Genomic DNA, 25702 nt, shown 5'->3' on the forward strand with positions numbered 1-25702 from the left:
GCGGGGGTGGGGTCACGTCCCCTTGCGCAGGGTGCGGGTGATCGCCAGCCCGGTGGTGGCGGTCAGCTGCTCCTCGCAGGGGATGCCCAGGGCGGCGGCGAGGTCCCGCCCGTGGAGGTCGACGGCGGACTCCACCAGCTCGGCGAACTCGTGGACCGCCACCGGCCCTGACGCCACGCGCCGGTCCAGGTGACCAGCGCGATCAGGCCGGCCGGCCACCACCACAGGGCGGGCAGTACGTAGAGCAGCCCCCACGCCGCCTCCTGCACGGAGAACCGGGCGACGACTGAGACGGGACCTGTCCCGTCGCCGCGTCACCGAGGGCCGGAGGGCCCCGCTGACGCGGTCCGCGGGGCGCGCGCGTCCGTGCGGGAGATCCGGTACAGCACGCACGGGCGCAGCGGTCCCTCGGGCACGCTCGGGTCGTCGAAGTCGTCCGCCGGGTTCCGGGTCATCCCGATCCGGCGCATGACGGCCTGGGAGCGGAGGTTCCGCACCGTCGTCGTCGCGATCACCTCCGACAGGCCGAGCGTCTCGAAGCCGAAGGCGAGGCAGGCCAGGGCGGCCTCGGTGGCGTAGCCGTTGCCCCACGCCGAGCGGGTCAGCCGCCACCCGACGTCCACCCCCGCGAACGGCATGTCCGGGCCCACCACGTCCAGTCCGGCGCGCCCGACGAACTCGCCGGTCCCGCGTGCTTCGAGCGCCCACCACCCGAAGCCCCGCGCGCGGAAGTCGGCCCGCATGGCGGACAGGACGGCGTCGCTCTGCTCCCGGGTGAGCGGTTCCCCCAGGTGCTCCCGGACCTCGGGATCGGCGTTCATGGCGGCCCACGGTGCGCGGTCGGAATCCCTCCACGGGCGGAGCACGAGTCGTTCGGTACGCAGCTCTGGCATGCCGGCAGCCAACCCGATCGACCTCGGGGTGTCGACGGGATTTCCCACGCGCGTGCCGCCGGGTCCCGCGCGCTCCCGCCGTCCGCACCCCACCGCCCGCGATCCGCCCGGATCCCGCCCGCGGACACCCTCCAAGGGCGTTGTCAGTGGCCGGGGATAAGTTCAATTCCGTTCCGCCGCGACGGCGAGAACATCCCCTTCGACGTGCATGGGAGAGGTACGTTGCCGGTCTGGGAGCTGTCGAGCGCGGCGCGGGTGGTACCGCCCGCGCGACCGCGGAAACTCGCCAAGGTGCCGTTCGTCGAACTGGCCGACGGACGGTTGCAGGGAGTCGTGTCCAGCGGGTCCGACGCGGGGCGCGTGTACGTGTCCTCGATCGCGACCGGGACGTACGCCTTCGCCTGCAGCACGAACAACAACCGCCCCTGCGGCGGCGCTCGGGGCAGCTTCTGCAACCACATCCGGGCGCTGGTCGGCGAGGCCGTCCTGCAGTACGGCGCCGAGCGCGTCGCCCGCTACCTGAAGGCCGACACGGGCGAGACGCCGGGGACCGAGACCGACGCGCACAGGCTCGTCGCGCTGATGACGGCCACGCGGCCCGCGCAGGGCGACACCTCGGCGGCGGCGCCGGTGTTCAGCCGCTTCCTGCGGCACCTCGCCTATCTGGAACTGGAGCCGACCACCGCGCCGCTGCCCGAGATGCAGTGGTTCCCGCCGACGAGGACGGTCGCCTGATGCGTACGGACCTGTTCACCGACACCCTCGACGGGCTCGACGAGGCACTGTCCGCCGTGGACGCCTTCGACCGGGCACTGGTCTCCGGGCTGCTCCGCCCGCAGCCCGACCAGGCCGCGGGGCTCGAGGCACTCGCCGGCGCCGTCGCGGGCACGCCGCTGGCCGCGCGGGTCGCCGAGGCGGCCGACAAGGCCGCCGCCGGTGCCGCGGGCGAGGACCACCTCGTGGTGCTCGCCGCCGCCCGCACCGCCCTCATGGGCTCCGTCCACGACGCCCTGACCGGGCGCGTCGCTGACATCACCGGCCGGCCGCGCGCCGAACGGAACACGCCCGGCGCCGCGGCGGACGAGCCGGGTGCCAACGTGCTGGCCGCCGCCCGCGCCTGGCTGTGCGACCTCGCCCGCGCCGGCTGGCAGGGCATCGACCACGAACTGGTCGCCGGAGCCGCGCCCGTCGTCTCCGCGATGCTGCCGGACCTGCGGCTGCGCCGACAGGCCACCCTCCTCGACGGCTTCGCCGCCGAACTCGCGGCCTCCTGCCCCGGGGCCACCCTGGACCGCGTCCCCGTCCGCCGCTGGGCCGACCTGTGGACCCGCGCCCTGCTCCTGACCCTGCCGGGCGCCACCCGTACCCCGGCTGTGTCCACCGCCACCGGCCGTCTGCTGCCGCTCGGCGTGGACGTGCAGGAGCACGCGACAGCCGTACAGGCCCAGGTCCACGCGGTGTTCGAACCCGCCGACGGAACGGAGCCGCGCCTGCTCCGGGCCGCCGTCTCCGCGCCCAAGCCGGACACGGTCGTGGGCGCGGGTCTGTGGCAGCTGCTCCGGCCCCGGATGTCGCTGCTCGCCGCCGTGGGGGAGGGCCGTGCCATGGAGCTCGACGGCATGCCGGTGACGGACGAGGGCGACCTCGTCTGGGACGACGAGCGGGCCCGTACGGGAGAGCCCGCCGACCCGTTCGGCACGGCCCGGGTCGTCCTCGCCACTGCGGCCGACCCGGTGACCGCGCCGCTGGACCGCCACCCGGCGCGGATCGCCGTCCCCGTCCTCCTGGAGGGCTACACGGCGGAGGAAGAGGACGACGGCATGCTGCTGTTCGTGCTCGCCGGGCACCGTCTTGCCGTCGACACCGACCGCGTCCCGGCCGCCGGTCCGCTCACCCCGGAGGCGGTCGCCGCGTCCGGCGCGTGCCTGGGGCTGCTCCGTTGGGACGCGGGGGAGTTCGTCCTCCAGCCGCTGGCCGTCGAGACGACCGTCCGGAAGAAGACCACCGCCGTCCACGCGGGCGCGTGGGCCGGAGGCACCACCGACAAGGCGGGTGTCCGGGCGGAGAAGGCGGCCACGGACTCCGTCGCCGTCCTGCGCGAACGAGCCGGGAAGCTGCTCCGCGCATGACCGACGCCGACACCCCCTCCGCCCCGCTCCCGCCGGACGGCCTCCCGCAGGCCGCCCCCGACCCCGACGACAACCGTCGGCAGGTCCTCTACTGGCGGCTCCTCGCCCAGCTCTTCGACCCCGAGGAGCAGGCCGCCCTGGAGGCGGCGAGCCTCGCCGTCGTCGAGGACATCGGACTGCCGTCCGCGCTGCTCGACCCGGGCGCGTCCGTCGACTCCGTCGTCCAGCGCCACCCGGAACTGGCCGACGAGTTCGACGGGCTGATGACTCCGGAGCCCGATCCTGACGGCGCCCGCGACCGGGCGGCCGAGGTGCGCCGCGCCGCACTCGCGTCCAAGCTGCTGCTCAACGTCTTCTCCACCGGATCGGGCACGGTCTCCGCCGGGCAGCTGGCCCGCTGGCAGTCGGACGCCGGCTGGCTGGAGCGCTCGCTCGGCTGCCCGCCCGGCGGGCTGCGCGGCGGCCGGGGCGCCGGAGCCGTCGTCGACGGCGGTGGTCCCGGGCTCGAACTCGGCTCCGTCGAGGCCGACCTCGTCCGCCGGATGCACCTGCGCGAGGTGCTGGCCGATCCCGCACTCGCGGCCCGGCTCACCCCCAGCATGTCCCTGATCGAGCAGCTCCTGCGCGACAAGGGCAACCTGTCCGGCATCGCGCTCGCCAACGCCAAGTCCCTCATCCGCCGCTACGTCGACGAGGTCGCCCAGGTGCTCCGCACCCAGGTGGAGAAGGCCACCGTCGGTGAGCTGGACCGCTCGGTCCCGCCCAAGCGGGTCTTCCGCAACCTCGACCTCGACCGCACCCTCTGGAAGAACCTCACCAACTGGAGCCCGGAGGAGGAGCGGCTCTACGTCGACCGCCTCTACTACCGGCACACCGTGCGCCGGACCACGCCGCAGCGGCTCGTCGTCGTCGTGGACCAGTCCGGCTCCATGGTCGACTCGATGGTCAACTGCACCATCCTCGCCTCGATCTTCGCCGGACTGCCGAAGGTCGACGTCCACCTCATCGCGTACGACACCCGCGCGATCGACCTCACCCCCTGGGTGCACGACCCCTTCGACGTGCTCCTGCGCACCAACCTCGGCGGCGGCAACGACGGGCCCGTGGCGATGGCCATGGCCCGGCCGAAGATCGCCGAGCCGAAGAACACCGTCATGGTGTGGATCTCCGACTTCTACGAGTTCGACCGCTCGCAGCCCCTGTTCGAGGGCATCGAGGCGGTGCACCGGTCCGGCGTGCGGTTCATCCCCGTCGGCTCGGTGACCAGCTCGGGACGCCAGGAGGTCAACCCCTGGTTCCGGGAGCGGTTCAAGGCGCTCGGCACCCCGGTGGTCTCCGGCCACATCAACAAGCTCGTGCACGAACTCAAGACCTTCCTCACCTGAGCCCGCCCAGAAAGGCCCTCGCATGTCCGACCTGCTCCGCGCCCCCGCCGAGATCAAGTACGCCGAGGAACTCGACTGGCTCGAGTCGATCGACGACCACCCCAAGCCGTTCTCGTGGCGTCTCTCCCCGAAGATGGTCCGCCTCTTCATCCTCGGCTCCGAGCGGGCCGACGGCCTCGACCGGGACGTGGCACAGAAGTGGTTCGGCGACCGCAGCTTCGTCGAGCGCTCCATCGTCACCCTCGCCTCCGACCGCGGTCTGCTCCTGATCGGCGACCCCGGCACCGGCAAGAGCTGGCTCGCCGAGCTCCTCTCCGCCGCGATCAGCCGCAACTCCACCCAGGTCGTCCAGGGCACCGCGGGCACCACCGAGGACCAGATCAAGTACTCGTGGAACGTGTCGATGGTCATCGCCAAGGGCCAGTCCCGCGAGTCGATGATCCCGTCGCCGATCATGACCGCGATGGAGACCGGCACCATCGGCCGCTTCGAGGAGCTCACCCGCTCCACCAGCGACGTCCAGGACGCGCTCATCTCGATCCTCTCCGAGAAGTACATCTCGGTCCCCGAACTCGACAGCGCCGGCGGCGACAACATCGTCTTCGCCCAGCCGGGGTTCTCGGTCATCGCCACCGCCAACAGCCGCGACCGCGGCGTCAATGACCTGTCGTCCGCGCTCAAGCGCCGGTTCAACTTCGTCCGCATCCCGGTCGTGACGAACAAGAAGAGCGAGGCCGAGATCGTCCGCTTCCGCACCGAGGAACTCCTGCGCCGGCACTCGATCGAGCTGGACGTGCCGCCGACCCTCCTCGACGTCCTCCTCCAGAGCTTCGCCGACCTCCGCGCCTCCGCCGCCGCTGCCGGGAGCGACGACGAGAAGCTGGAGTCCGCCCTGTCCACCGCCGAGCAGATCGGCGTCCTGGAGGACGCGGTCCTGCACAGCGACTTCTTCGGCGAGCGCACCCTCACGGCCCGCGCCCTCGCCTCCTCCCTGGTCGGTACGCTCGCCCGGCGCGAGCCCGAGGACCTGGCCATCCTCAACAAGTACCTGCACGGCGTCGTCGAGCCGCGCGGCAAGGAGCAGGGCGGCTCCTGGCCCGAGTTCCTCGAGGGCGGCCGCGAGGCGATCGCGAAGCTGGCATGACCACCACCCCGGAGAGGCCGACGAGCGCCTCCTTCGCCGCCCTGCGCGGGCAACTGCACGAAGCGGCGGCCGAGTTCGCCGGTGGCCAGGACGTTCTGGAAGGCATCCTGCTCGGCATGGTCGACGACGTCGACCGGGCCGTCGCCGAGCCGTTGGAGATCTTCCCCGTCTGCCACCACTCACCGGCCTCCGCCCTCGCCATGGCCCGCCGGCTGCGGGAGAAGCAGCCCAAGGTCGTGTACCTGGAGCTGTGCGAGGACATGGCCCCGCTCCTCACCGAACTCCGCAACTGCCGGCTGCCCGTCGCCGTGCAGGCCTTCGCGAGCGAGATCGACGGCTTCCCGCCCGACTGGGCGCCGCTCTCTGTCGTCGCCCCGATCACGGAGGCATCCGCCGAGTACCAGGCCATCGCGTACGCCCTCGACACCCCCGGCGTGGAGCTCGTCCTCGTCGACCGCTCCTCCGACCACGTCTTCCAGTGGGACACCCGGCAGCCGGCCGATGGCGAGACCCACACGGCCGAGGCCGAGGCCGAGGCCGGGGCAGAGCCCGGGGCCGGGGCCGGGACGGAGCCCGAGGCGGCCCTCCACGGCGAGGCCGTCGGCGTCGAGATCGGCGACCTGCGTCCGCGCTTCGCCGAACTGGAGGAGCACCTGCTGCGGCACGGCAAGGTGCGGCACTGGTCGGAGTGGTGGCACCAGTACGTCGAGGTCCCCCTCGGGGACAGCGACCACGACACCTACCGCCAGGTCATGTTCCTCATCGGCAGCCTGTTCCGGCGGCTCGCCCCGGGCCGGGGCGAGCGCGTGCGGGTCGACGAGGACCGCGAGCGCTACATGTGGACCCGGATGCGCGAGCACCTCGCCGCGACCGGCACCGACCCGGCGGACTGCCTGTACGTCTGCGGCGCCTTCCACGCGGCCAGCCGCGTGGACGAGTTCGGCGTCCACGGCACGGGCGACTTCACCATCTCCCCACGGACCGCCACGACCTGGCAGTACGGCCTGATCCCCTCAAGCCACGCGGCGATCGAGGCACAGTTCGGCCTCGCGTCCGGCTCGGTGTCGATCGCCGCGACGGAATGGGCGAAGAACCTCAAGCGCACCCGGGTCGAGCAGTACCGCCTGGAGGGCCAGTCCGGCACGAAGAAGCCGAGCGCGAAGAAGACGACGGCGAAGCCCCCGGCGGCCGCGCCCACGCCCGTACCCGCGTCCGTACCGTCGTCCGACCGCGCGTCGGATCGCGCGTCGGGTCCGGCCTCGGATCCGGCCCCGGGTCCGGCCGAGGACCGGCTCACCGGCTTCCTCCGGCAGCCGCCCGTCCTCCACACCCTCGACGAGGCCGAACTGCTCGGCTGGTCCGTGGACATCGTGCGCGCCGCCCGCCGCAGCGGCTACCTGGCCTCCACCGCCGACGCCATCGCCGTCTTCGAGACGTCGATCCTGCTCGCCGCGATGCGGGACCGGGCCAAGCCGACGCCGTACGACTTCCAGGACGCGGCGGTCACCTGCATCGAGAAGGACACCGTCCCCGGCCGGCGGGACGTGCGACGGCTCGTCGAGATCATGATGGGCGGCGACCGGATCGGCCAGGTCGGCTACGACGCACTGCCGCCCCTCGCCCGTGACGTGCACGACCGGCTGGCGCCCCTGGGGCTCAACCTCCAGCAGCGCGGTGTGCGCCGGGCCCTGCTCGACATGGCGTCCCGCCCGGAGCTGAGCGCCTGCTCGGACGTCCTGTGGATGCTGCGCCGTCTGCTGCCGCCCGGCGCGGCCCGCACGGTGATGGGCGAGCGGCGGCTCGGCGAGCGGTCGATCCAGGAGTCCTGGGACCTCTCGCTCGGCACCCACCAGCGTGCGCTCATCGAGCTCGGGTACGAGGGCGTGAGCCTGGAGCAGGTGCTGGAGCAGCGGCTGCGCCGCTCGGCGTACGGACCGCAGGCCACCACGGCCGAGGTCCTCGCGGCCGTGGAGGACGCGACGCTCCACCTCGGCGGCCGACGCCTCGCGGACGAGCTCGGCACCCGGGCCCTGGAGGTCCTCGCCGCCGAGCGCACGGTCGACGGCGCCCCTGCGGTACTGCGCCGGGTGCGCGGCCTCCTGGCCTACTACCGCACCAGCGAGCCGGTCCTCCCGCCGTGGATCGAGTCCTTCGTCAGAGCCGGGTACGCGCACTACTGCACCCTGCTGCCGACGGCCTTCCGGGACGAGGACGCGACCGTGGGGCAGGTGGCGGCCATGCTGGGCTTCCTGTTCAGCATGGAGGGCCTGGCGCTCTCGCTCGGCTGCGACCGGACCCAGCTGGAGCTGGCGGTCGCGCAGTCGCACCCGAACGACCCGGCCAAGACGGCCCTGCTGTGGGCCGCCCAGGTCCAGCTCGGCACCCTTTCCCGGGCCGAACTGCGGGGCCGCTGCGACGAACTCCTCGGCAACCCCCTGGTGGTGCCCTCGTACCCGCGCTACCTCAGCGGCTTCGTGCACGCCCTGGAGCCGGTCCCGGGACTCGCGGACGTCGTCGTCGAGGCCGTGTCGAACGCCTTCGGACGGCTCCCCGACCCCGTCCTGCTGCCGTGGCTGCCCACCCTCATCGCCACCCTGCGGTCCAACGCCGCCGACCTGGCCCCGCTGATCGTCCGCGAGGCGGGCCGGATCTTCCCGGCCCGGCTGGCGGCCCTGGACGCCTGGGTCCCGCCGTGGCACGCCCAGCCGGCGGCCCGGGCGTCGTTGGCCGCGCCCACGCCGCGTGGGGCGGCGCTGCTGCCCCTCCACCCGGAGACCTGCGACGCGGTCGCGGGCCTCCTGGGCTGCACGGACGGATGGGCGCCCACGGACGGGCCGACGGCGGGCGCGACGGCCCCGACGGGTGCGGCGCTCCTGTTCACCCACCGCGCCACCTGCGACGCCCTCGCGGACCTCCTGGGCTGCGGCGATCCCTGGACGTCCGTGGACGCCGCGCCCGCCGCGCCGTCCCTGACGACGAGGCACCCCGCCACGGCCCGCGCGGTGGCGGCGCTCCTCGCGACCCCGTGACGGCGAGCGCCGGCCGCCGGGTCGTCGGACCCGGCGGCCGGCGCGGGCGAGGGCGCACGGTCCTCGGACGGATCAGTCCTCGACGGCGTCCAGGACGGTGCCGAGGTCGACGAACTTGAAGTCCGTCGCGGGGCGGTCACCGTCGCCGGGGGCGTCGTGGCCGTCCTGGACGACGAGGAGGCCGTTCGGGTACTTCGCACCCAGGGGAGCGTTCAGGGCGGCGGCGCCGTCGCACTCCTCGGAGCCGTCGAGGGTGCCGCTCGCGGGCACGACCCGGAAGCCGCCCTCGTACGCGTTGCGGTCGGCGACCTCCCGGTCGTAGGCGGCGAAGGTGTTGTCGCCCTGGCTCGAGGCGAGCAGGTAGCCGTCGCCGTCGGCCTCGGTGACCAGCGTCAGACCCTCGACGTCCGAAGAGATCCTGGTCCCGCCGTAGCCGGGGTCGGCGCCCGGCACGCACTCCTCGGTCTCCTCGTCGTAGACGCCGGGGACGCCGTACTCGCGGACCTTGTCGAGCAGCTTCGGCGTGCCGGTGAGGTCGGCGCGCAGCCGCCAGATGCCGACGTCCTCCTGCCCGGCGTACAGGGTGCCGTCGGCGGGGTCGACGACCATGCCCTCGACCTGCGGCAGCTCGCCGGGCTCGCCGCACGGGGCCCAGGAGGTGCCGTTCGGCAGCCGGAACGTGGCCGGCAGGTCCAGGGTGCGGACCGTGCGGTACGTGACCCTGCCGCCGGCGGCCGGGAGCAGTTCGAGCAGGGCGATGCTGGTCCGCTCGCGGCGGCTGACGAGCGCGAAGGACTTCCCGGTCGCCGGGTCCGTCCAGGTAGCCAGGCCGTACGCGGTCCGCTGGTCGTTGATCTCGGCCTGGTCCCGCGAGAAGACGGCCGGGGCGGCGGGGTCGGTGACATCGGTGAGCGGGCCGCCGGCGCGGTCGCGGTCGATGCGGTAGAACCGCAGCCGGTCGTGTCCGCGGTCGCTGGTGACGGCGAGGTCGGCCCGCCCCGAGGAGAGCCGCAGGCCGTGGACGAGGTCCACGTTGTTGAACCGGCCGGGGGCGTCGTCCGGTGCGTCCGCCGGAGGCGCGGCGATCGACTGCACCGGGCGTGCGTCCAGGTCGTAGACGCGCAGCCCACCCTCCTTGGCGGTCGCGATGACGAGGCTGCGGCCGGGGGCGGCGGTGTTGCGCCAGATGGCGGGGTCGTCCGCGTCGGCGTTGCCGCCCGCGTCGTCGTCGTGCAGCACCGGCGTCTCCGCGCGGGGCGTCACGGCCGGCAGCGGGCGGGCGTGACCGCGGTGACGGGCGTGCGCCTGGGCGTCGGCGTCGGCCCGGGCGGGCACGGCGAGGGCAGCCGCGGCGAGCGCCGTGGTGACGGCGAGCACGAGCGGCCGGGCGGTACGGGGGCGAGTCACGCAAGTCTCCTCAGGAGGGGGGCTTGTACGTCCTGCGTGAGCGTGGTGCCCTTCCGTGTCGGCTCGGCGGCCTCCGCCCGACCGGTGGTCCGAAGTCCAGGTGTACGGGCGGTGAACCGCGGCGCGGGCCGCGACGGTGTGCCGCGGCCCGCGCCCGTGTGCTGTGTCCGGAGACCGGACGGTTCGATCGGGCGGTCCGATCCAGTGGCCCGATCAGGCGGGGTTCTTCACGTCCGCCAGGTAGCTCGCCCCGATGAGGCAGTCGCGCATCTCGTAACGGGGCGCGACGGTCCCGGTCCAGCGGAGGAAACCGGTCGTCCCGGTCGCCGTCGACATGTCGATGAACCGGCAGCCGTCGTACAGGACCTTGCCGTACGTGGTCGGGGTGGACCCGGTCGACACCTGGTGCGAGCCCATGAGGCCGCAGTCCACGTACCGCACCATCGGGCCCCGGGCGCCGTTGGCGTTGAAGTCGTAGACGTGCGTGACGGCGTTCGGCGCCCAGGACTTGAAGCTGAGGGCGGTGTCGTCGCAGGACTCGAAGGTGATGTTGCCCTTGTACCACTGGGAGTCGATGACCTTGTGGCCGACACCGCGCAGCTCGAACCGGATGCCCTGCGCGAACAGCCGCGTGACGGAGTCGGCCCGCGTGGTGGCGTCGGGGGTGAGCTTGAAGAACGTGCCGGTGGAGGCGGCGTCGGTGAGGATGTACGAGCCGCCGATGAAGTTCATCGAACCGCCGCGGTTGTTCTTCACGAACACACCGGACTGGTACTCCACCTTGCAGTCGCGGAACCAGTAGTTGAGGAACTGGTCCTGCTGGGTCGCCGCCGTCGTCATCCCCATCACGAGGAACGCGTCGGAGTAGGAGCCGCCGACCTGGCAGTGGTCCCAGCCCATCTCGCTGTTCAGGTTGGACGTGGTGGCCGGGCCGTCCAGGCCGATGCCGCGCTTCCAGCTGCCGCGCCACTCCACGTCGGTGTACCAGGTGTCCTGGACGCCGTACTCGGCCGACGAATAGGCGTAGTTGAAGCTCGACGTGGCGTTGGTGCTGGTGAACGTCAGGCCCGAGACGCGGATGTTCTTGTAGCGCTGGTAGTTGGTCCAGAGCGTGGTGTCGTCGGCCGCCGGCGAGTACACGATCCGCGAGAGCCGCTTCCCGTAACCGGTGATCGAGACCCCGTCGACGATCCCGCCGTTGCCCTCGCCGTTGACGTTCGGCAGGAGCGAGTCGGGCTGGGTGAGGAGGTACGTGCCGGGCGGGACGACCAGGACCTTCTTCGGGATGGCCCCGGAGATCGGGCCGGGCTGGAACGAGGCGAGCACCTCGGCCGCGGCCGCCCGGAAGGCGGCGTCGCTCGGGGTGGCACCGGTCGGGTCCGCACCCTTGCTGATGACATCGACGCTGTACGGGTCGCCCCCGGAGCCGGCCGCGTGCGCGGTGCCGCCTCCCATGGTCAGAGCGCCTGCGGCGGCTCCGACTCCCGCTGTCGCCACGCCGCGTATGACGGAACGACGGTCCATGCCTCTGGTCATTTCTGCCCCCTGGTAATGATCACAACAAAGGCCTGAATATGATCATGTAGAGCTTGCAAAGGGCAAGGTTCCAGACAGGGTTGCGCGCCGAGTTCGCTCACGGCGAGTAGGTGGGCGGGGCGGCATGCGACCCGGCGAGCCGACCTCGGCCGGGCGGGCCGAGTGTGCGAGGCGCCGGGTGGTGCGCGTTGTTCAGGGGCCCGGGGGTGACGGCGGCGCCCCGGCGGGCGTCCGCCCCGTAGCCGTAGCCGTAGCCGTAGCCGTAGCCGTAGCCGTAGCCGTAGCCGTAGCCGTCGCCTCCGCCGTCGCTTCCGCCCGGCCGAGCAGTTCGGCCAGGCCCGCGCGGGTGGCCGCCACGACGACGCGGTCGCCGGGGTGGAGCACGTAGCCGGGGTGGAGGTCCCAGACCAGCCCGGACGGCTCGTCGGCGGCGGACGAACGGGTGCTCCGCTCCGGACCGCCCTGGGCGCCCCGAACGGCCGATGACTCCGTCGGATCCGCCGGGTCCGGACCGCTGGTGTCAAGGGCGAGGACGCGCCACGCACCCGGGCGGAACGCCTCCGCGACGGTTCTGCCCGCCAGCTGCGGCCGGCCCGCGATGTCGAGGGCCGCGAACACGAGCACCCGGCGTTCGACGGCGATCGCCCCGAGGATCTGGCGGCCCATCATCGCCGTGGCGAAGGCGGGTGCGGCGAGCGTCGACACGCTCCGGCTGCGGGTGAGCGCGTCGGGATGCGCCGCGCGCAGCGTGCGGTAGACGGTGGACGCGAAGTCGTCGTCGTACAGGCGCAGGGCCACGAGGACGTCCGGGTTGAGTGTCCGCGCGTACAGCGCGGCCTCCAGATTCGTCGTGTCGGCGCTGGTCAGGGCGAGCAGGGCGCGGGCCCGGTGGATCTTCGCCGCCTCCAGGACCCCTTCCTGCGTGACGTCGCCGAGGACGACCGGTACGCGCAGGGTGCGGGCGTGGGCGATGCCCCGGGCCTCGGGGTCGTCCTCCACGCACACCACGGGTACGCCGAGCTCGTGCAGTCGGACCAGGACGCGGGTGCCGACGCGGCCCAGGCCCAGGAGGACGACATGGCCGGCGAGGCCGCGAGGCGGGCGGCGGAGGGCGGCGGCGCTGCGGTAGGCGCCGAGGGCCTCCAGGGACCCCGCGATCAGCAGCGGCAGCAGGACGAGGCCGAGGAGACCGGCCAGGATCTGGAGGATCTGGCGGGCGGTGGGTTCGCCGACGGCGGGGTCGCCGATCGCGAACAGGTCGAGCAGGGTGAGGTACGCGGCGTGCAGCAGGTGGTCCCCGGTGGTGACCGAGGACGTGACGGCGAGCGCCACGACCGCCGCGCAGACGCCGGCGAGCGCCCAGCGCACCCGGGGTGACAGCAGCTCGCGGGGCGAGGCGCCCCGGCTCTCCCGACGCCTGGGGAGGGCCGGTTCGTGGGTGACGGCCTCCAGGACGACGGTGCCGTGCCCGGCCGCCGCGCGGACCTCGGCGTCGTCGGGCAGCAGCCGGGGCGCGAGCCGCCCGCTGCGGTCGGAACCGTCCGCGCCCGCCGGGTCGCGCGTCGTCGACGACAGCAGGGCGAGGGTGACGAGGCCGGGGCGGGCCGCGTCGTCGTTCTCGGCGGGGAGGCGTGCCGCGTCGGCGCTCTGCTCGGCGGGGGCCCGCTCGACGGCGCGGAGCAGCAGCCCGTCGGCCTGGACGATCTTGCGGGTTCCGGTGACGGCGGTGGCGGCGAGCGCCGGCGCGGCGGTGTCCGCGTCGGACAGGACGATCGTGGTGGCGTCGTGCCCGTGACCGGGTCCTTGCCCATGCCTGCGCCCGTCGCGGTGCCCGTTCCCCGGTCCTTCGCCGTGCCCGTCGCGGGGCCCGTGCCCGTGCCCGGGTCCTTCCCCGTGCCCGTCCCTGTGCCCCTGCCCGGTCCCGGGTCCGGAGCCGGCCGCCGTCGGGTCCTCGGTCTGGTCGCTGGCCTGGTCGAGGAGCTCGGCCATCCGTCTGCCGAGGTTGCGGTTGTACATCCGGAGGACCAGGCGGATGCGCGGATGGAGCCGACGGGCCAGGAACGCGGCCCGCATGTTGACCTCGTCGTCCTCGTACAGCAGCGCCAGTGCCTGGGCCCGGCGTACGCCCGCCGCCACGAGGGTCGCCTCGTCCGGTGGCGTCCGGTCGGCGTGCTGGACGCGCACACGGGGCCCGGCGGTGTCGGGTCCGCTTCCGGCGGGTGCGACGAGGACGACGTCCTGCCGGTAGACCCCGGCCAGCTCAGCGGCGATGCGGTGCGCGAGGGCGTCGTCCCCGCACACGACCATGTGCCCGTCCTGGGGCGTGCGCGGCCCCGCGGGCCGTGTGCTCGCACCGGTCTCCCGACGGGTGACCTGACGCGGTACGGCGGTCATGGTCGCCTCTCGTCCGGATGCCGACCCGGTCCCGGTCCGAGTCCAGCTGGTGGTTCCGGTCCGCCTCGGCGGAGCCGCTCCCAGCCTTTCAGCCGGACACTCACCCCGGCATGGGTGCTGACACCCAACTTCCGTGTCAATCAGGCGCCTTGACGTATCCGTGGAGACGGCGTGGCGCGGCCCGGGACACGCAGACGACCCGTGGGCCTTGGTCCCGTCCGCTCGAGTTCGGACGGGAGCCGGCCGGATTACCGGCGGCCCACGGGTCGGGTGACTGCGTGGTTTTCGGCAGACGACCTGCCGAGGTGCACAGAGTGCGACGGCAGGCCGTTAGCCCGCAGTCACCTCACGAATCCGAAAAGAAACCATGTTCTCGGATCACCTCCTTTCAGCGTGTGACCACAGCCTAGGAAAGCCCGCGGCGACGCTCAAGCGATTTATCGCGCGCCTTTTCCCGATCAGCGGAGCTCCGCCGCCACCAGCGCGGCGGCGTCGGCCACCAGCGGATCGACGGGCGCCGCGTCCTCCACGAAACGCGTGGTCAGGACGGTGAGCACGATCGGGCCTCCGTCCGGCGGCCAGGTGACGCCCGCGTCGTTGTTGCCGCCGTAGCGGCCGCCGCCGGTCTTGTCGGCGAGGATCCAGTCGGCGGGCAGCCCCTTGCGGAACCGCTCACCGCTGGTGGTGTTCCCGAGCATCCACGCCGTGAGCCGCTCCCGGTCCTCGACCGGGAGCGCGTCGCCGAGGAGGAGACGTCCGTAGCTGCGTCCGGCGGCGCGCGGCGTCGTGGTGTCGGTCCGGCGCCACGGCTCCGCCGAGTTCAGCTCGGGCTCCCAGCGGTCCAGCCGGGTCGTACGGTCGCCGATCGACCGGGCGAACCGGGTGACGGCGGTCGGACCGCCCAGCTCGCGCAGGAGCAGGTTGGCGGCGGTGTTGTCGCTGAAGCGCAGCGTGGCGTCGCACAGCTCGGCGACGGTCATCCCGTGGGCGAGGTTCTCGGGCAGCTCCGTCTTCGGGGACCAGCCGGACCGCTCGACGTCCGCCGCCGTGTAGCGGATCCGACGCGCGAGGAAGGAGCCGTCGCGGTCGAGGTCGCGCAGCACGGCTGCGACGGCGAAGGTCTTGAAGACCGAGCACATCGGGAAGTGCTCGTCCGCGCGGTACGCCACGGAGCGCCCGGACCGTACGTCGTGCGCGAACACCCCGAGCCGCGCGGAGTGCCGTTCCTCCAGCTCCCGGAGCCGGGCGAGGAGGTCCTCGCCGCCGGGTGCGGAGGCGTACGCCATCCCGCCGAGCGGTAACGCGACGGCGAGCGCGGCACCCGCACCGAGGCCGAGCACACTGCGACGGGACGGGCTGAAACCTGTGATGGACACGGTGTTTCCCTTTCCGGAGCGATCACTGCACAGGGAAACACGCAGGCGCACCCCCGACCGGTTTCGACGTGCGCGGACGGGGCTTCGGGGAGCGGGCACGGACGGTCACGGACCTCGGGCGCCGAGAGGCGGCGGGAGACGGGCCGCCGCGGCTGCCCGCGGGCGCCCGCGGCGCTGTCAGCCGTCCCGTCCCTGCCACGTCGTGACGCAGACCTCGTTGCCCTCGCGGTCGGCCAGGACCCAGAAGGCCGGGGCCCGGTCCGCGGAGACGAGGCGGCCGCCCGCCGCCAGCGCGGCGTCGATCCTCCGCAGCGCCTCGTCGTGCGGGACGCAGAGGTCGAAGTGGACGCGGTTGCGCTGCGGGCGCGGAACGTCCATCTGCTGGAACCACACCGCCGGGCCCTGCCGGTGGGGATCCACGAGGGCCGCGGTGGGTTCCTCGTGGCCCGGCTCGTCCACGTACCCGAGGAGCGTCTTCCAGAACGGCCGGATCGCGGCGATGTCGAGCGCGTCGATCGCGATCTCCAGGAGCTGCACCGACCGCGGCGCCCCCGTCGCGATCTCGGGCTCGGTGCGCAGCCCCAGCCCGCCCACGGCAGCGGACACCCGGCGCGCGAGGTCGACGTCCAGGGTGGTGACGGCCGCGTGCTCGGCGGACTGGAGGATCAGCAGCACGCGCCCGGGCCGGATGTCGAGGGCCAGATGCCCGTCGGCGTCGTCACCGCACGCGCCGACCGCGAGCGCGGCGACGTCGGCCGCCTGCGCCATCGAGCCGACGGGGACGGCCGTGCGGAGGCCGCCCAGCAGATAGCGCCAACCCGAGTCCCCGACCGCGGCCGAGGCGCGCGGGCCGTTCAGTGTCGTCTCCATGCCGGGCATCCTCCCAGCCGGGGGGACCGGGGCGGGATCACCGCCCGTCGAACGTCCAGGCCTCGATGTCGCGGTACCGGATGGGCCCCGGGCCCCGGCCGAAGTCGCTGGCCACCAGGTGGAGCCGTTCGGTCCGCCAGGGGCGACCGGTGAAGCCGGCGAGTCCGGCGGCCACGTCCACCACGCTCGACCGGTCGTCGCGGCGGGCGCGGGCCAGCGTCAGATGGGGGCGCAGCGGCCGGTCCTCGAAGGGGATGCCGCACTCCTTGACCATCCTCCGCACGTCGGTGGCGAGCCGCTGCAGTCCGTCGACGTCCCCGTCGATCCCGCTCCACAGCACCCGCTCGTCGAAGTGCCCGCCGCCGCGCAGCGCCAGTTCCACGGGCCCGCGCGAGGCCGCGAGGTCCGCGAGCGGCGGCCGGAGCGGCGGCACGGCCCCGACCGGCAGCTCGCCGAGGAACGCCAGCGTGATGTGCCAGTCCTCGATGCGGTTCCAGCGCATCCGGGGGTACGCGTCGTACGCGGGGCGGAGCGCCGCCTCCAGCTCGTCCTTCGCCTCGTCGGGCGGGGCGAGGGCGATGAAGACGCGAACCGTCGCCGCCCGGTCCCGGTCCCGGTCCGGACTCGAGTCCTGGTCGGGACTCCGGTCCTGGTCGGAACTCCGGTCCTGGCCAGGGTCCTGATCCCGGTCCCGCTCGTCCCCAGCGGGCTCCGTGCCCTGCCCCCGTGCCTGAGTCATGATCCGTTCCCTGCTCGGCCTACCGACGTGCTCGCCCTGCTTGTCCTGCTTGTCCTGCGCCCGGCGTGGCCGGTGCCCGTGTCCGTGGCCGGTGCCCGTGCCCGTGTCCGTGCCCGATGTGAGGGTACGCCGTGTCCCCGCGCCCCCCGCTGCGGGGACCCGGCCGTCAGCGCAACGAACAGGGTGCCGACGAGACGCCGGGCGACGGCCGGGGCACCGTTCCCGGGCAGGCCCAAGGCGCCCGTGGCGTGGACCGCGCGTCGACGCTGACCGCGCCCGTCGGCGCCTTCTCACCCCGTCGTGGCCGCCGCCAGCCACGCGCGCGCGATGACGCGGTGGCCGAGCGGGCTCGGATGGACCCCGTCCGGGGCGACCGCCGCCGCGCCGTACACCTCCGCGGCGCGCGCCAGTTCCAGGTCCGTGCGGACCACCGTCGCGCCGTGCGCGGTCGCCGTGCGCAGGACGGCGTCGGTGCGGGGTGCGAGGTCCTCGAACCATGTCTCCTGCTCGGGGCGGGCCGGGAGCAGGAACGGCGTCATGACGAACAGCCGGGCGGCGCACTTCTCCTCGGCGAGGGTGAGGACGCGGTCGAGGGACGCCTCGAACTCCGTTACAGGGCTGAGGAGTCCGCGGTCGTAGCGGCGCCAGGTGTCGTTGATGCCGATCAGGACGGTGACGACGGAGGGGGCGAGGGCGAGGACGTCGGAGGCCCAGCGTGCCTCCAGGTCGTGGACCCGATGGCCGTTGACGCCCATGTTGACGACGGTGGCGGGGGAGGGCAGGGCCTCGGCGATCATGCGTACGTAGCCGTCGCCGAGGGACGCGGGGTCCTCGTGGTCGCGGCCGGCGTCGGTGACGGAGTCACCGATGAAGAGCAGCCGGTGGTCCCGGGTGAACCGCATGCGCGTCTCCTCTCAGGCCTGGCGGAAGGTCTGGCGCATGGTGCCGAGGCCGTCGATCCCGCACTCGACCACATCTCCGTGCCGCAGGTACGGCCGGGGCTCGGGCCGGCCGAGGGCCACGCCGGCCGGGGTGCCGGTGTTGATGACGTCCCCGGGGTGCAGGACCATGAACCGGCTGAGGTAGCGGATGATCTCGGCGACGGGGAACACCATGTCCGCGGTCGAGCCCTGCTGACGCTCGACGCCGTTCACCGTCAGCCGGAGCGAGAGCTTCTGCGGGTCGGGGACCTCGTCCGGAGTGACGAGCCACGGGCCCAGCGGGTTGAACGTCTCGCAGCTCTTCCCCTTGTCCCACTGGCCGCCGCGCTCCAGTTGGAACGCGCGCTCGGAGACGTCGTGCGATACGGCGTACCCGGCGACGCACGCGAGGGCGTCCTCGTCGCTCTCCAGGTACCGGGCGGTCCTGCCGATCACCACGGCCAACTCGACCTCGTAGTCGGTCTTCACGCTGCCCCGCGGGATCAGCACCTCGTCGTACGGCCCCGACACCGTCCACGGGTCCTTCATGAAGACCACGGGTTCGGCGGGGAGCTCGGCTCCCGTCTCCTCCGCGTGGTCACGGTAGTTGAGGCCGATGCAGACGACCTTCCCGGGCCGTGCGACCGGCGCTCCGACGCGTACGCGGTCGGCCGGACGGTCCATGGCCGGCAGGGCCCCCGCCGCCACTGCCTCGGCGATCCGGTCGAGCACTCCGTCGGCGAGCGAGCGGTGGTCGATGTCGTCGGCGATGCCGGAGGCATCGAGCAGCCCACCGGCTCCGTCCAGGACCGCGAGGCGCTCCGTCCCCGCTTCCCCGACCCTCAGCACACGCATGCCAGCCATCCCTCACGATAGACATCGGATGTATCGACTGTGGAATGCAAGCAATCGCCCGCACTTTTGTCCAGTCTTTCGACCGGATCAGGATTGTCCTCCGATGTATCGTGTGGCCCGCCGAAACCGCCACGCCCCAGGAGGCCGAGCCGATGGCAGCTGCGACAACCACGCCCGATGTCCTACTGGTCATGGAGGAGGAGCGCAGGGCCGATGTCTATCCGGCGCACGTCCTGGAGGACATCGGACGCCTGGGGCGCTGGCGTGCCCCGGCCCTCACCCGCGACGCCCTGCTCCGGGACCCCGGGGTGCTGGAAGGGGTCGACGTGCTGCTCACCGGCTGGGGAGCCCCGGTGCTCGACGCGGCGCTGCTCTCCCGTGCACCGAGGCTGAACGCGGTGCTGGTGGCGGCCGGTTCGGTCCGGCACCTCACGCCGCCCGAGTTCTGGGCGCGCGGCATCCCCATCGTCTCCGCCGCCGCGGCCAACGCCGTCCCGGTCGCCGAGTTCAGCCTCGGCCAGATCCTGCTCGGTCTGAAGCAGGTCCACCGACTCGGTCGCGAGGTGGCGGTCACCCGTCGCTTCCCGCACGACCCGCGGGTGTCCGGCGGGTACGGCTCCCGCGTGGGCCTGCTCGGGCTGGGCGAGATCGGCCGGCTCGTCGCCCGGCACCTCAAGCCCTTCGGTGTCGAGGTGCTCGCCTGCGACCCGGTGATCGACCCCTCCGCCGCCGCGGAACTGGGTGCTCGACTGGTGGGAATCGACGAGCTGTTCGCCACCTGCGACGTCGTGAGCGTCCACGCCCCCCTCCTGCCCGCGACCGAAGGGCTCGTGGGCGGGAGGCTGATGAGGCTCCTTCCCGAGGGCGCGACCCTGGTCAACACGGCCCGCGGTGCCGTGCTGGACGAGCCGGAGGTGATCGAAGCCCTCCGCGACCGGCCCGACCTCACCGCCGTGCTCGACGTGACATGGCCCGAACCGCCCGAGCCCGACTCGCCGCTGTTCACGCTGCCGAACGTCCTGCTCACCCCGCACCTCGCCGGCGCCATGGGCCGGGAGCGCGCCCGCCTGGGGGAGCTCGTACGCGACGAACTGCGGCGGCTGGTGCACGGCGAGCCCCTTCGGCACGCCGTCGCACCGGCGCAGGCGTCGACCCGGGCGTAGGTGTCGACTCGGGCGCAGGCGTCGACCGGGGCGCGGCCCGGCCTGATCACTGCGCCGTGCCCGGGTCCCGCGGTCGTTCAGACATCGGAGCTTTGACTGATGCCAGAACAATCCGGCTCGGGGCGCTCCCCCTCTCGAGGAGAAGCGATTCGTCTTCCTCTCCCGCTACCTGACTGCTCAACAGGGGGTTGAGAGTCCCGGCGGGGACCCCTCCTCCATCGCCTTCATCGTTCCAACTCTTTTCATTCATCGGACTATTGACCCTCGTTCGGCCGAGCGTTAGCGTCCCCGGCAAGCGCTTACAGGCCAGCTGCCGACGGCGGCGAACAGGAGTTGTCATGCAGAGAACGCGATGGATCGGTGCGGGTCTTCTCGCCTCGGCGTTGGCCCTGACGAGCTGTACGTCCGGTCCCGCCGGAGCGGACGCCAAGCAGGACGCCACGGCGGAACTGGAGCTGTGGACCAGGACCACACCCGGCGGCCCCGGAGAGAAGGCCACCCTGAGGCTGGTCGAAGGCTTCGAGAAGGCCACCGGGCACAAGGTCAAGGTCACGGCGATCTTCGACGACTTCGAGACGAAGCTGCAGCAGCGCGCCGCCCAGCGGCAGTTGCCCGACATCGTCATGAACGACGTCACCCAGCTCGGCGCGATGCAGAGCCAGGGGCTCCTCAGGGAGATCGACCTGAACAGGATCGACAGCAGCGGGGACCTCGTCGAGCAGGGCCTGAACTCCGGCAAGGGCGTCGACGGCAAGCAGTACGGCATCCCCTACTCCGCCCAGGCCGGCGCCCTCCTCATCCGCAAGGACTGGCGGGAGAAGCTGAAACTGGAGGCCCCGAAGACCTGGGACGACCTCGCCGCGCTCGCCACCGCCTTCACCACCCGCGACCCCGACGGCAACGGCAAGCAGGACACCTACGGCCTCGCCGCCCCGCTGTCCACCAAACGCGGCTACGCCTCCTGGTACTTCTCCAACTTCCTCTGGGCCGCCGGCGGGGACTTCATCACCGAGACGGGCCGGGGCACGTACAAGCCGTCGATGACGAGCAAGGAGTCGACGGAGGCCATGCGCTGGTTCCGCGCCCTCGGCTGCGAGCGGAAGGTCGTCCAGCCCGGTGCCGTCACCATGGACACCCCGCCGACGAACGAGACGTTCGAGGCGGGCAGGGCCGGCATGTTCGTCGTCGGCCCCTACCTCATGCCCCGCTTCGACAAGTCCCTCGGCAAGGACAGGTACGAGGTCGTCCCCATGCCCAAGGGCCCCAAGGACGCCACCGTGCTCGCCGAGGGCGGCTCCGTCTACCTCATGGCCGGTTCGGAGAACCGCGCCGGACAGGACGCGTTCGCCGGATACGCCATCTCCGCCGAGGGCCAGAAACTCGGCATGGAGGGCGCCGACGGCTCCACCGTCCAGCTCCCCGTGAACAAGACGGTCGACGTCACCGAGGTACGCCCCGACCCCCGCTGGAAGACGTACGCCGACGTCTACCGCTCTTCCGGGCGCTACGCCCCCTCCATCCCCAACTGGACCCCGGTACGGCAGACCACCGCCGAGACCGTCAACGCGCTGATGGCCGACTGCTCCCTCGACCTCGGCGAGAAGCTGCGGGAACTCGACACCAAGCTCGCCGGGATCCTCCAGGAGCAGGGAATCGCCGGATGACGAGCCTCGACCAGGTGAAGACGGCCGCCGCACCGGCGGCCGGCTCCACCCCGCCCGCGCGGAGCGGGCCCGCGCCGACCGCGCGAGGAGGAGGCGAGCCGTCCGTCTCCCGCCGGGTGAGGAACCGCCGCGGCGGCCGATGGTGGACTCCCTGGCTCTTCCTCGCCCCGGCCCTGATCCTCTTCCTCTACTTCAAGTTCATCCCCATGGCCAGCGCGCTGACCATGTCCTTCCAGGAAGTCCGGCCCTACCTGGGCAACCGGTGGGTCGGCGGCGAGAACTACGCCACCGTGCTCTCCTCGGACGGCTTCCGCGAGGCCGCCTGGCACACCGTCGTCCTCGCCGTCGGCCAGACCGCCGGCTCGATGCTCCTCGGCCTCACCCTCGCCCTCCTCATGGAAGGCCAGGGCCGCAAGCTCGGCTTCGTCCGCTCGGCCGCCTTCCTCCCCGTCGTCGTGCCGATCGCCGTCGTCGCCGAACTCTGGCGGATCATGTACCACCCCACCGAGGACGGCATGCTCAACTCCCTCCTCGGACTCGTGGGGTTCGGTCCGTCGGGGTTCATCAACGACCCCGACACCTCGATGGCCTCCCTCATCCTCACCGGCATCTGGCGGGGAGCCCCCTACGACATGATGATCTTCCTCGCGGGACTCGCCGGGGTGGACCGCGGACTGTACGAGGCCGCCAAGGTCGATGGCGCGTCCCGGCTCCAGCGCATCCGCCACGTGACGCTCCCCGGCCTGCGCGCCGTCCTCACCATCCTCTTCATCCTCGCCGCCATCAGAGGCCTGCGCGTCTTCACCGAGGTCTTCCTGCTCACCAATGGCGGTCCCGACGGCTCGACCGAAGTCGTCATGACCGTGATCTACAAACTGGGCCTCGAACAGAACCGGCTCGGCGTCGGCGCCGCCGGAGCCGTCCTGCTGTTCCTGGCGACGCTGCTCCTCACGGTCGGCGTCCACCTGTTCCGACGGAGGGACACCACATGAGCGCGCCGACCGAGACCGCCCTCGGGCTGACCGAGAGCCGCAGCGCCGCCGGCCGGGCCCTGAAGGTCCTCACGTACCTCCTCGTCCTCGTGGTCTTCGCGGGACCGCTGCTCGCCCTGCTCGTCAGCGCCTTCAACCACGTCAAGGACCCCACCCAGCTCAGCGTCGTCCCCTCCGACCCCACCGTCGACAACTTCACCGTCGCCTTCGACCAGGGCGTCCTGACGTACCTCCTCAACTCCTTCTTCGTCGTCGGCTTCGGACTGCTGCTCCAGGTCGCCGTCTCCGTGCTCGCGGGCTACGCCCTCGCCAGGAAGCGGTTCCGCGGCATGACCCTCGCGTTCGTCGCGATCCTGGCCACGCTGATGCTGCCCGAGGAGATCCTGGCCATCCCGCTCTCCGTGATCCTCGCCGACCTGCCGGTCGTCCACATCAATCTGATCGGCTCCCTCGCCGGCATGATCGTGCCCGTCGGCGCCTGGGCGTTCTCCATCCTCGTCATGACCGAGTTCATGAAGGAGGTACCGAAGGAGCTGGAGGAGGCGGCGCGCATCGACGGCGCCGGAGACCTGCGGATCTTCGCGCAGATCATCCTCCCCATGTGCAGGCCCGCCCTCGGCGTCATCGGAGTCTTCGGCTTCACCATGATCTGGGACCAGTACCTGCTGCCCCTGCTCGTGGCCACCGACTCCTCCTCGTACACCCTGCCGCTCGCCCTGCGCACGCTCCGGGTCGACCCCCTCGTCACCCCCGGCGTGGTGATGGCCGCGTCGCTGCTCGCCCTGCTGCCGTCCGTCATCGTCTTCCTCTTCTTCCAGCGCTCGTTCGTCCACGGCCTGTCCAGCGGCGCCCTCAAGGGCTGACCCGGCCGACCCCTCAGAAAGGACCCCCACCCGTGATCCCGTCCGGCCTGATGTCCTTCCCGCTCACGCCGTTCACCCCCGCCGACGAGGTGGACACCCACGTGTTCACCGACCACGTCGAGGACCAGCTCGCCCACGGCCCCGCCGCGCTGTTCGTCGCCTGCGGCACGGGGGAGTACTCCTCGCTCAGCGCCCCCGAGTACGCCGAGCTCGTCCGGCACGCCGTACGCGTCGTCGCCGGCCGCGTGCCCGTCTTCGCCGGCGCCGGGGGAGGCCTCGGCAACGCCAGGGCGGCCGTCGCCGCCGCCTCGGACGCGGGCGCCGACGGGATCCTGCTGCTGCCCCCGTACCTCGTCGGCGGCACCGAGGACGGCTATCTCGCGTACGTCGAGTCCGTCGCCGGCGCCGGACGCCTCCCCGTCCTCGTCTACCGGCGCGGCCTCGCCAGAATCGGCGTGACCACCGCCCTCCGGCTCCTCGACGTGCCCCAGGTCGCCGGGATCAAGGAGGGCGACGGCGACCTGGACTCGATGGCCCGCACGGTCACCGCCGTACGCACCAGCGGCCACGCCCGCGCCGGGACCTTCGCCTTCCTCAACGGGCTGCCCACCGCAGAGGTCAGCGCGACCGCCTGCCGTGCCATCGGCATCCGTGACTACTCGTCCGCCGTCCTCTGCTTCGCCCCCGACATCGCCCGCGCCTTCCACACGGCCCTGACGGCCGGCGACACCGCCACCACCGACCGGCTCCTCGCCGACTTCTACCTGCCGCTGACCGCGCTCCGCGACCAGGTCCCCGGCTACGCCGTCTCCCTCGTCAAGGCCGGAGCCCGCCTGCGCGGACTCGACGTCGGACACGTCCGGGCCCCGCTGGTGGACGCGGCACCCGATCACGTCGAGCAGCTGAAGGACCTCCTGGCCCAGGGCAGGCGTGCCCTGGCCGAGACGACGGGCGGCGGCGCCGCGTCCGCCGCGGCGGAAGGAGCCGGCGCCGTACGCACCCCCGGCCAGGGTGCTCCCGCGGCCCCCGCCGTGGTCGCCCCGGCCGTGGCGGTCGCCCCGTGAAGGTCACCTCCGTCGTCGTCACCCCCGTCGCCTTCGCCGACCCGCCGCTGCTCAACGCCGTCGGCGTCCACGAGCCGTACGCCCTGCGCGCGGTGGTGGAGGTCAGGACCGACACCGGCGCGTACGGCCTGGGCGAGAGTTACGGGGACGCCGCCCACCTCGAACTGCTCGGCGCCGTCGCCGACGACCTGCCCGGCCTCGACCCCTTCGACCTCAACGAGCTCTCCCGCAGGGTCGGCGCGATCGTCGGCGGCCGGGTGGCGCGCGACGCCCACGGCCTCATCGGTGACGGCGGCGCGGCCAAGACGGTCGCGAGCGTCACCTCGCCGTTCGAGGTGGCCTGCCACGACCTCCAGGGCAAGCACCTCGGCAGGCCCGTGTCCGACCTCCTCGGCGGTGCCACCCGCGACCGTGTCGACTTCTGCGGCTACCTGTTCGCGAAGTGGGCCGCGCACCCCGGCCACGAGCCGGACGCCTGGGGACCGGCCCTCGACCCGGCCGGACTCGTGGCGCAGGCCCGGCTCCTGGCGGACCGCTTCGGCTTCCGCTCGTTCAAGCTCAAGGGCGGCGTCCTCCCTCCGGACGACGAGGTCGCCGCGATCCGCGCCCTGCGCGAGGCGTTCCCGGACCATCCGCTCCGCCTCGACCCCAACGCGAGCTGGGACCCGGAGACCGCCGCCCGGGTGGCCGGCGAACTCGCGGGAGTACTGGAGTACCTGGAGGACCCGGTCGCCGGCATCCCCGCCATGGCGGACCTCGCCAGGACCGCCCCGATGCCCCTCGCCACCAACATGTGCGTGGTCACCTGGGAGCACCTGACCGAGGCGGTCCCCGCCCGGGCCGTCGGCGTCCTGCTCGGCGACCACCACTTCTGGGGCGGCCTCAAGGCCACCCAGCAGCTGGCGACCGCCTGCCACCACTTCGGCATCGGGATGTCCATGCACTCCAACTCCCACCTCGGGATCAGCCTCGCCGCGATGGTCCACCTCGCCGCCGCCACCCCCGCCCTCACCCACGACCTCGACACCCACTGGCCCTGGAAGCGGCCCGACGACGACGTCGTCACCGCACCGTGGAGCTTCGCCGACGGCGCGATCACCGTCCCGCGCACACCCGGACTCGGCGTCGAGCTCGACCGCGACGCACTGGACCGGCTGCACGAGCAGTACCTGGCGTGCGGCCTGACCCGCCGCGACGACACCGGCTACCTGAACCGCGTCGCCCCCGGCGTACGACTCCGCGAGGACGTCCACGAACCGGCCTGACGGCGCCGGAACCG

At 72.9% G+C, this 25702-nt stretch carries 21 protein-coding genes; 11 read left to right on the plus strand and 10 right to left on the minus strand.

Features of this window, described 5'->3' with window-relative positions; genetic code table 11:
* Positions 1–12 precede the first annotated feature (12 nt).
* Both AMK27_RS42620 and AMK27_RS04250 read right to left on the minus strand, forming a co-directional pair.
* Positions 13–177, minus strand: a complete 165-nt coding sequence (locus AMK27_RS42620; RefSeq protein WP_158076894.1) for a hypothetical protein — start codon at positions 175–177, stop codon at positions 13–15.
* Positions 178–314: 137 nt separating this feature from the next.
* On the minus strand, positions 315–893 hold the full coding sequence (locus AMK27_RS04250; protein WP_073902646.1) for a GNAT family N-acetyltransferase: 579 nt from the start codon (positions 891–893) through the stop codon (positions 315–317).
* 222 nt (positions 894–1115) lie between these two features.
* On the opposite strand from AMK27_RS04250, the gene AMK27_RS04255 reads away from it, so the two are divergent.
* The 5 genes from AMK27_RS04255 to AMK27_RS04275 are packed head-to-tail and all read left to right on the plus strand — an operon-like array spanning position 1116 to position 8580.
* Positions 1116–1628 (plus strand): hypothetical protein, encoded by a 513-nt coding sequence (locus tag AMK27_RS04255; RefSeq protein WP_073902647.1) that lies wholly within the window; start codon positions 1116–1118, stop codon positions 1626–1628.
* Positions 1628–3022: a hypothetical protein gene (locus AMK27_RS04260; protein ID WP_073903923.1), complete on the plus strand. Its 1395-nt coding sequence runs from the start codon at positions 1628–1630 to the stop codon at positions 3020–3022. Before AMK27_RS04255 ends, AMK27_RS04260 begins: the two co-directional genes overlap by 1 nt.
* Positions 3019–4407 carry a VWA domain-containing protein gene (locus AMK27_RS04265; RefSeq protein ID WP_073902648.1) on the plus strand — a complete coding sequence of 463 codons (1389 nt, stop codon included), beginning with the start codon at positions 3019–3021 and terminating at the stop codon, positions 4405–4407. The genes AMK27_RS04260 and AMK27_RS04265 overlap by 4 nt, the downstream gene beginning before the upstream one ends.
* A gap of 22 nt (positions 4408–4429) precedes the next feature.
* The gene (locus AMK27_RS04270) at positions 4430–5551 is read left to right on the plus strand and encodes an ATP-binding protein (RefSeq protein ID WP_073902649.1); all 1122 of its coding nucleotides are present in this window, start codon (positions 4430–4432) and stop codon (positions 5549–5551) included.
* Positions 5548–8580, plus strand: coding sequence for a DUF5682 family protein (locus AMK27_RS04275; RefSeq protein ID WP_073902650.1), 3033 nt, complete (start codon positions 5548–5550; stop codon positions 8578–8580). The genes AMK27_RS04270 and AMK27_RS04275 overlap by 4 nt, the downstream gene beginning before the upstream one ends.
* Before the next feature lie 72 nt (positions 8581–8652).
* Here the strand turns inward: AMK27_RS04275 and AMK27_RS04280 are convergent, their stop codons facing one another.
* From AMK27_RS04280 to AMK27_RS04315, 8 genes are all read right to left on the minus strand, one after another.
* Positions 8653–9987, minus strand: a complete 1335-nt coding sequence (locus AMK27_RS04280; RefSeq protein ID WP_073902651.1) for a phytase — start codon at positions 9985–9987, stop codon at positions 8653–8655.
* A 213-nt stretch (positions 9988–10200) separates the two neighbouring features.
* Complete coding sequence (locus tag AMK27_RS04285) at positions 10201–11511, minus strand: hypothetical protein (RefSeq protein ID WP_241847294.1); 1311 nt, start codon at positions 11509–11511, stop codon at positions 10201–10203.
* A 204-nt stretch (positions 11512–11715) separates the two neighbouring features.
* A complete protein-coding gene (locus AMK27_RS04290; protein ID WP_445194831.1) occupies positions 11716–13917 on the minus strand; it encodes an NAD-binding protein in 2202 nt (733 codons plus the stop codon).
* Between the two features lie 458 nt (positions 13918–14375).
* Positions 14376–15293 (minus strand): class A beta-lactamase, encoded by a 918-nt coding sequence (bla, locus tag AMK27_RS04295; protein WP_107425468.1) that lies wholly within the window; start codon positions 15291–15293, stop codon positions 14376–14378.
* 177 nt (positions 15294–15470) lie between these two features.
* Entirely contained in the window at positions 15471–16163 is a 693-nt protein-coding gene (locus AMK27_RS04300) for a VOC family protein (RefSeq protein WP_073902654.1), read from the minus strand.
* A 37-nt stretch (positions 16164–16200) separates the two neighbouring features.
* Positions 16201–16902, minus strand: a complete 702-nt coding sequence (gene thpR / locus AMK27_RS04305) for an RNA 2',3'-cyclic phosphodiesterase (protein ID WP_079188185.1) — start codon at positions 16900–16902, stop codon at positions 16201–16203.
* 290 nt (positions 16903–17192) lie between these two features.
* Complete coding sequence (locus AMK27_RS04310; RefSeq protein ID WP_073902655.1) at positions 17193–17804, minus strand: SGNH/GDSL hydrolase family protein; 612 nt, start codon at positions 17802–17804, stop codon at positions 17193–17195.
* 12 nt (positions 17805–17816) lie between these two features.
* The gene (locus tag AMK27_RS04315; protein ID WP_073902656.1) at positions 17817–18677 is read right to left on the minus strand and encodes a fumarylacetoacetate hydrolase family protein; all 861 of its coding nucleotides are present in this window, start codon (positions 18675–18677) and stop codon (positions 17817–17819) included.
* A gap of 152 nt (positions 18678–18829) precedes the next feature.
* On the opposite strand from AMK27_RS04315, the gene AMK27_RS04320 reads away from it, so the two are divergent.
* From AMK27_RS04320 to AMK27_RS04345, 6 genes are all read left to right on the plus strand, one after another.
* Entirely contained in the window at positions 18830–19840 is a 1011-nt protein-coding gene (locus tag AMK27_RS04320) for a hydroxyacid dehydrogenase (RefSeq protein WP_073902657.1), read from the plus strand.
* Between the two features lie 338 nt (positions 19841–20178).
* Positions 20179–21504 (plus strand): sugar ABC transporter substrate-binding protein, encoded by a 1326-nt coding sequence (locus AMK27_RS04325; RefSeq protein ID WP_073902658.1) that lies wholly within the window; start codon positions 20179–20181, stop codon positions 21502–21504.
* Entirely contained in the window at positions 21501–22496 is a 996-nt protein-coding gene (locus AMK27_RS04330) for a carbohydrate ABC transporter permease (protein ID WP_073902659.1), read from the plus strand. Before AMK27_RS04325 ends, AMK27_RS04330 begins: the two co-directional genes overlap by 4 nt.
* Positions 22493–23359 (plus strand): carbohydrate ABC transporter permease, encoded by an 867-nt coding sequence (locus tag AMK27_RS04335; protein ID WP_073902660.1) that lies wholly within the window; start codon positions 22493–22495, stop codon positions 23357–23359. The genes AMK27_RS04330 and AMK27_RS04335 overlap by 4 nt, the downstream gene beginning before the upstream one ends.
* 32 nt (positions 23360–23391) lie before the next feature.
* Positions 23392–24423, plus strand: a complete 1032-nt coding sequence (locus tag AMK27_RS04340; protein WP_206745433.1) for a 5-dehydro-4-deoxyglucarate dehydratase — start codon at positions 23392–23394, stop codon at positions 24421–24423.
* Complete coding sequence (locus tag AMK27_RS04345) at positions 24420–25688, plus strand: enolase C-terminal domain-like protein (RefSeq protein ID WP_073902661.1); 1269 nt, start codon at positions 24420–24422, stop codon at positions 25686–25688. The genes AMK27_RS04340 and AMK27_RS04345 overlap by 4 nt, the downstream gene beginning before the upstream one ends.
* The last annotated feature ends 14 nt before the right edge of the window (positions 25689–25702 follow it).

Origin of the sequence: Streptomyces sp. CB02009, from assembly GCF_001905825.1 — a bacterium.
In the GTDB taxonomy this organism is placed as follows: Bacteria; Actinomycetota; Actinomycetes; order Streptomycetales; family Streptomycetaceae; genus Streptomyces.

Bases quoted from the DNA above. Each gene is read 5' to 3' on its own strand.
- AMK27_RS04250 (WP_073902646.1), bottom strand. From the start codon at position 893: ATGCCAGAGCTGCGTACCGAACGACTCGTGCTCCGCCCGTGGAGGGAT.
- AMK27_RS04260 (WP_073903923.1), top strand. From the start codon at position 1,628: ATGCGTACGGACCTGTTCACCGACACCCTCGACGGGCTCGACGAGGCA.
- AMK27_RS04265 (WP_073902648.1), top strand. From the start codon at position 3,019: ATGACCGACGCCGACACCCCCTCCGCCCCGCTCCCGCCGGACGGCCTC.
- AMK27_RS04270 (WP_073902649.1), top strand. From the start codon at position 4,430: ATGTCCGACCTGCTCCGCGCCCCCGCCGAGATCAAGTACGCCGAGGAA.
- AMK27_RS04275 (WP_073902650.1), top strand. From the start codon at position 5,548: ATGACCACCACCCCGGAGAGGCCGACGAGCGCCTCCTTCGCCGCCCTG.
- AMK27_RS04285 (WP_241847294.1), bottom strand. From the start codon at position 11,511: ATGGACCGTCGTTCCGTCATACGCGGCGTGGCGACAGCGGGAGTCGGA.
- AMK27_RS04290 (WP_445194831.1), bottom strand. From the start codon at position 13,917: ATGACCGCCGTACCGCGTCAGGTCACCCGTCGGGAGACCGGTGCGAGC.
- AMK27_RS04300 (WP_073902654.1), bottom strand. From the start codon at position 16,163: ATGGAGACGACACTGAACGGCCCGCGCGCCTCGGCCGCGGTCGGGGAC.
- thpR (WP_079188185.1), bottom strand. From the start codon at position 16,902: ATGACTCAGGCACGGGGGCAGGGCACGGAGCCCGCTGGGGACGAGCGG.
- AMK27_RS04310 (WP_073902655.1), bottom strand. From the start codon at position 17,804: ATGCGGTTCACCCGGGACCACCGGCTGCTCTTCATCGGTGACTCCGTC.
- AMK27_RS04315 (WP_073902656.1), bottom strand. From the start codon at position 18,677: ATGCGTGTGCTGAGGGTCGGGGAAGCGGGGACGGAGCGCCTCGCGGTC.
- AMK27_RS04320 (WP_073902657.1), top strand. From the start codon at position 18,830: ATGGCAGCTGCGACAACCACGCCCGATGTCCTACTGGTCATGGAGGAG.
- AMK27_RS04325 (WP_073902658.1), top strand. From the start codon at position 20,179: ATGCAGAGAACGCGATGGATCGGTGCGGGTCTTCTCGCCTCGGCGTTG.
- AMK27_RS04330 (WP_073902659.1), top strand. From the start codon at position 21,501: ATGACGAGCCTCGACCAGGTGAAGACGGCCGCCGCACCGGCGGCCGGC.
- AMK27_RS04335 (WP_073902660.1), top strand. From the start codon at position 22,493: ATGAGCGCGCCGACCGAGACCGCCCTCGGGCTGACCGAGAGCCGCAGC.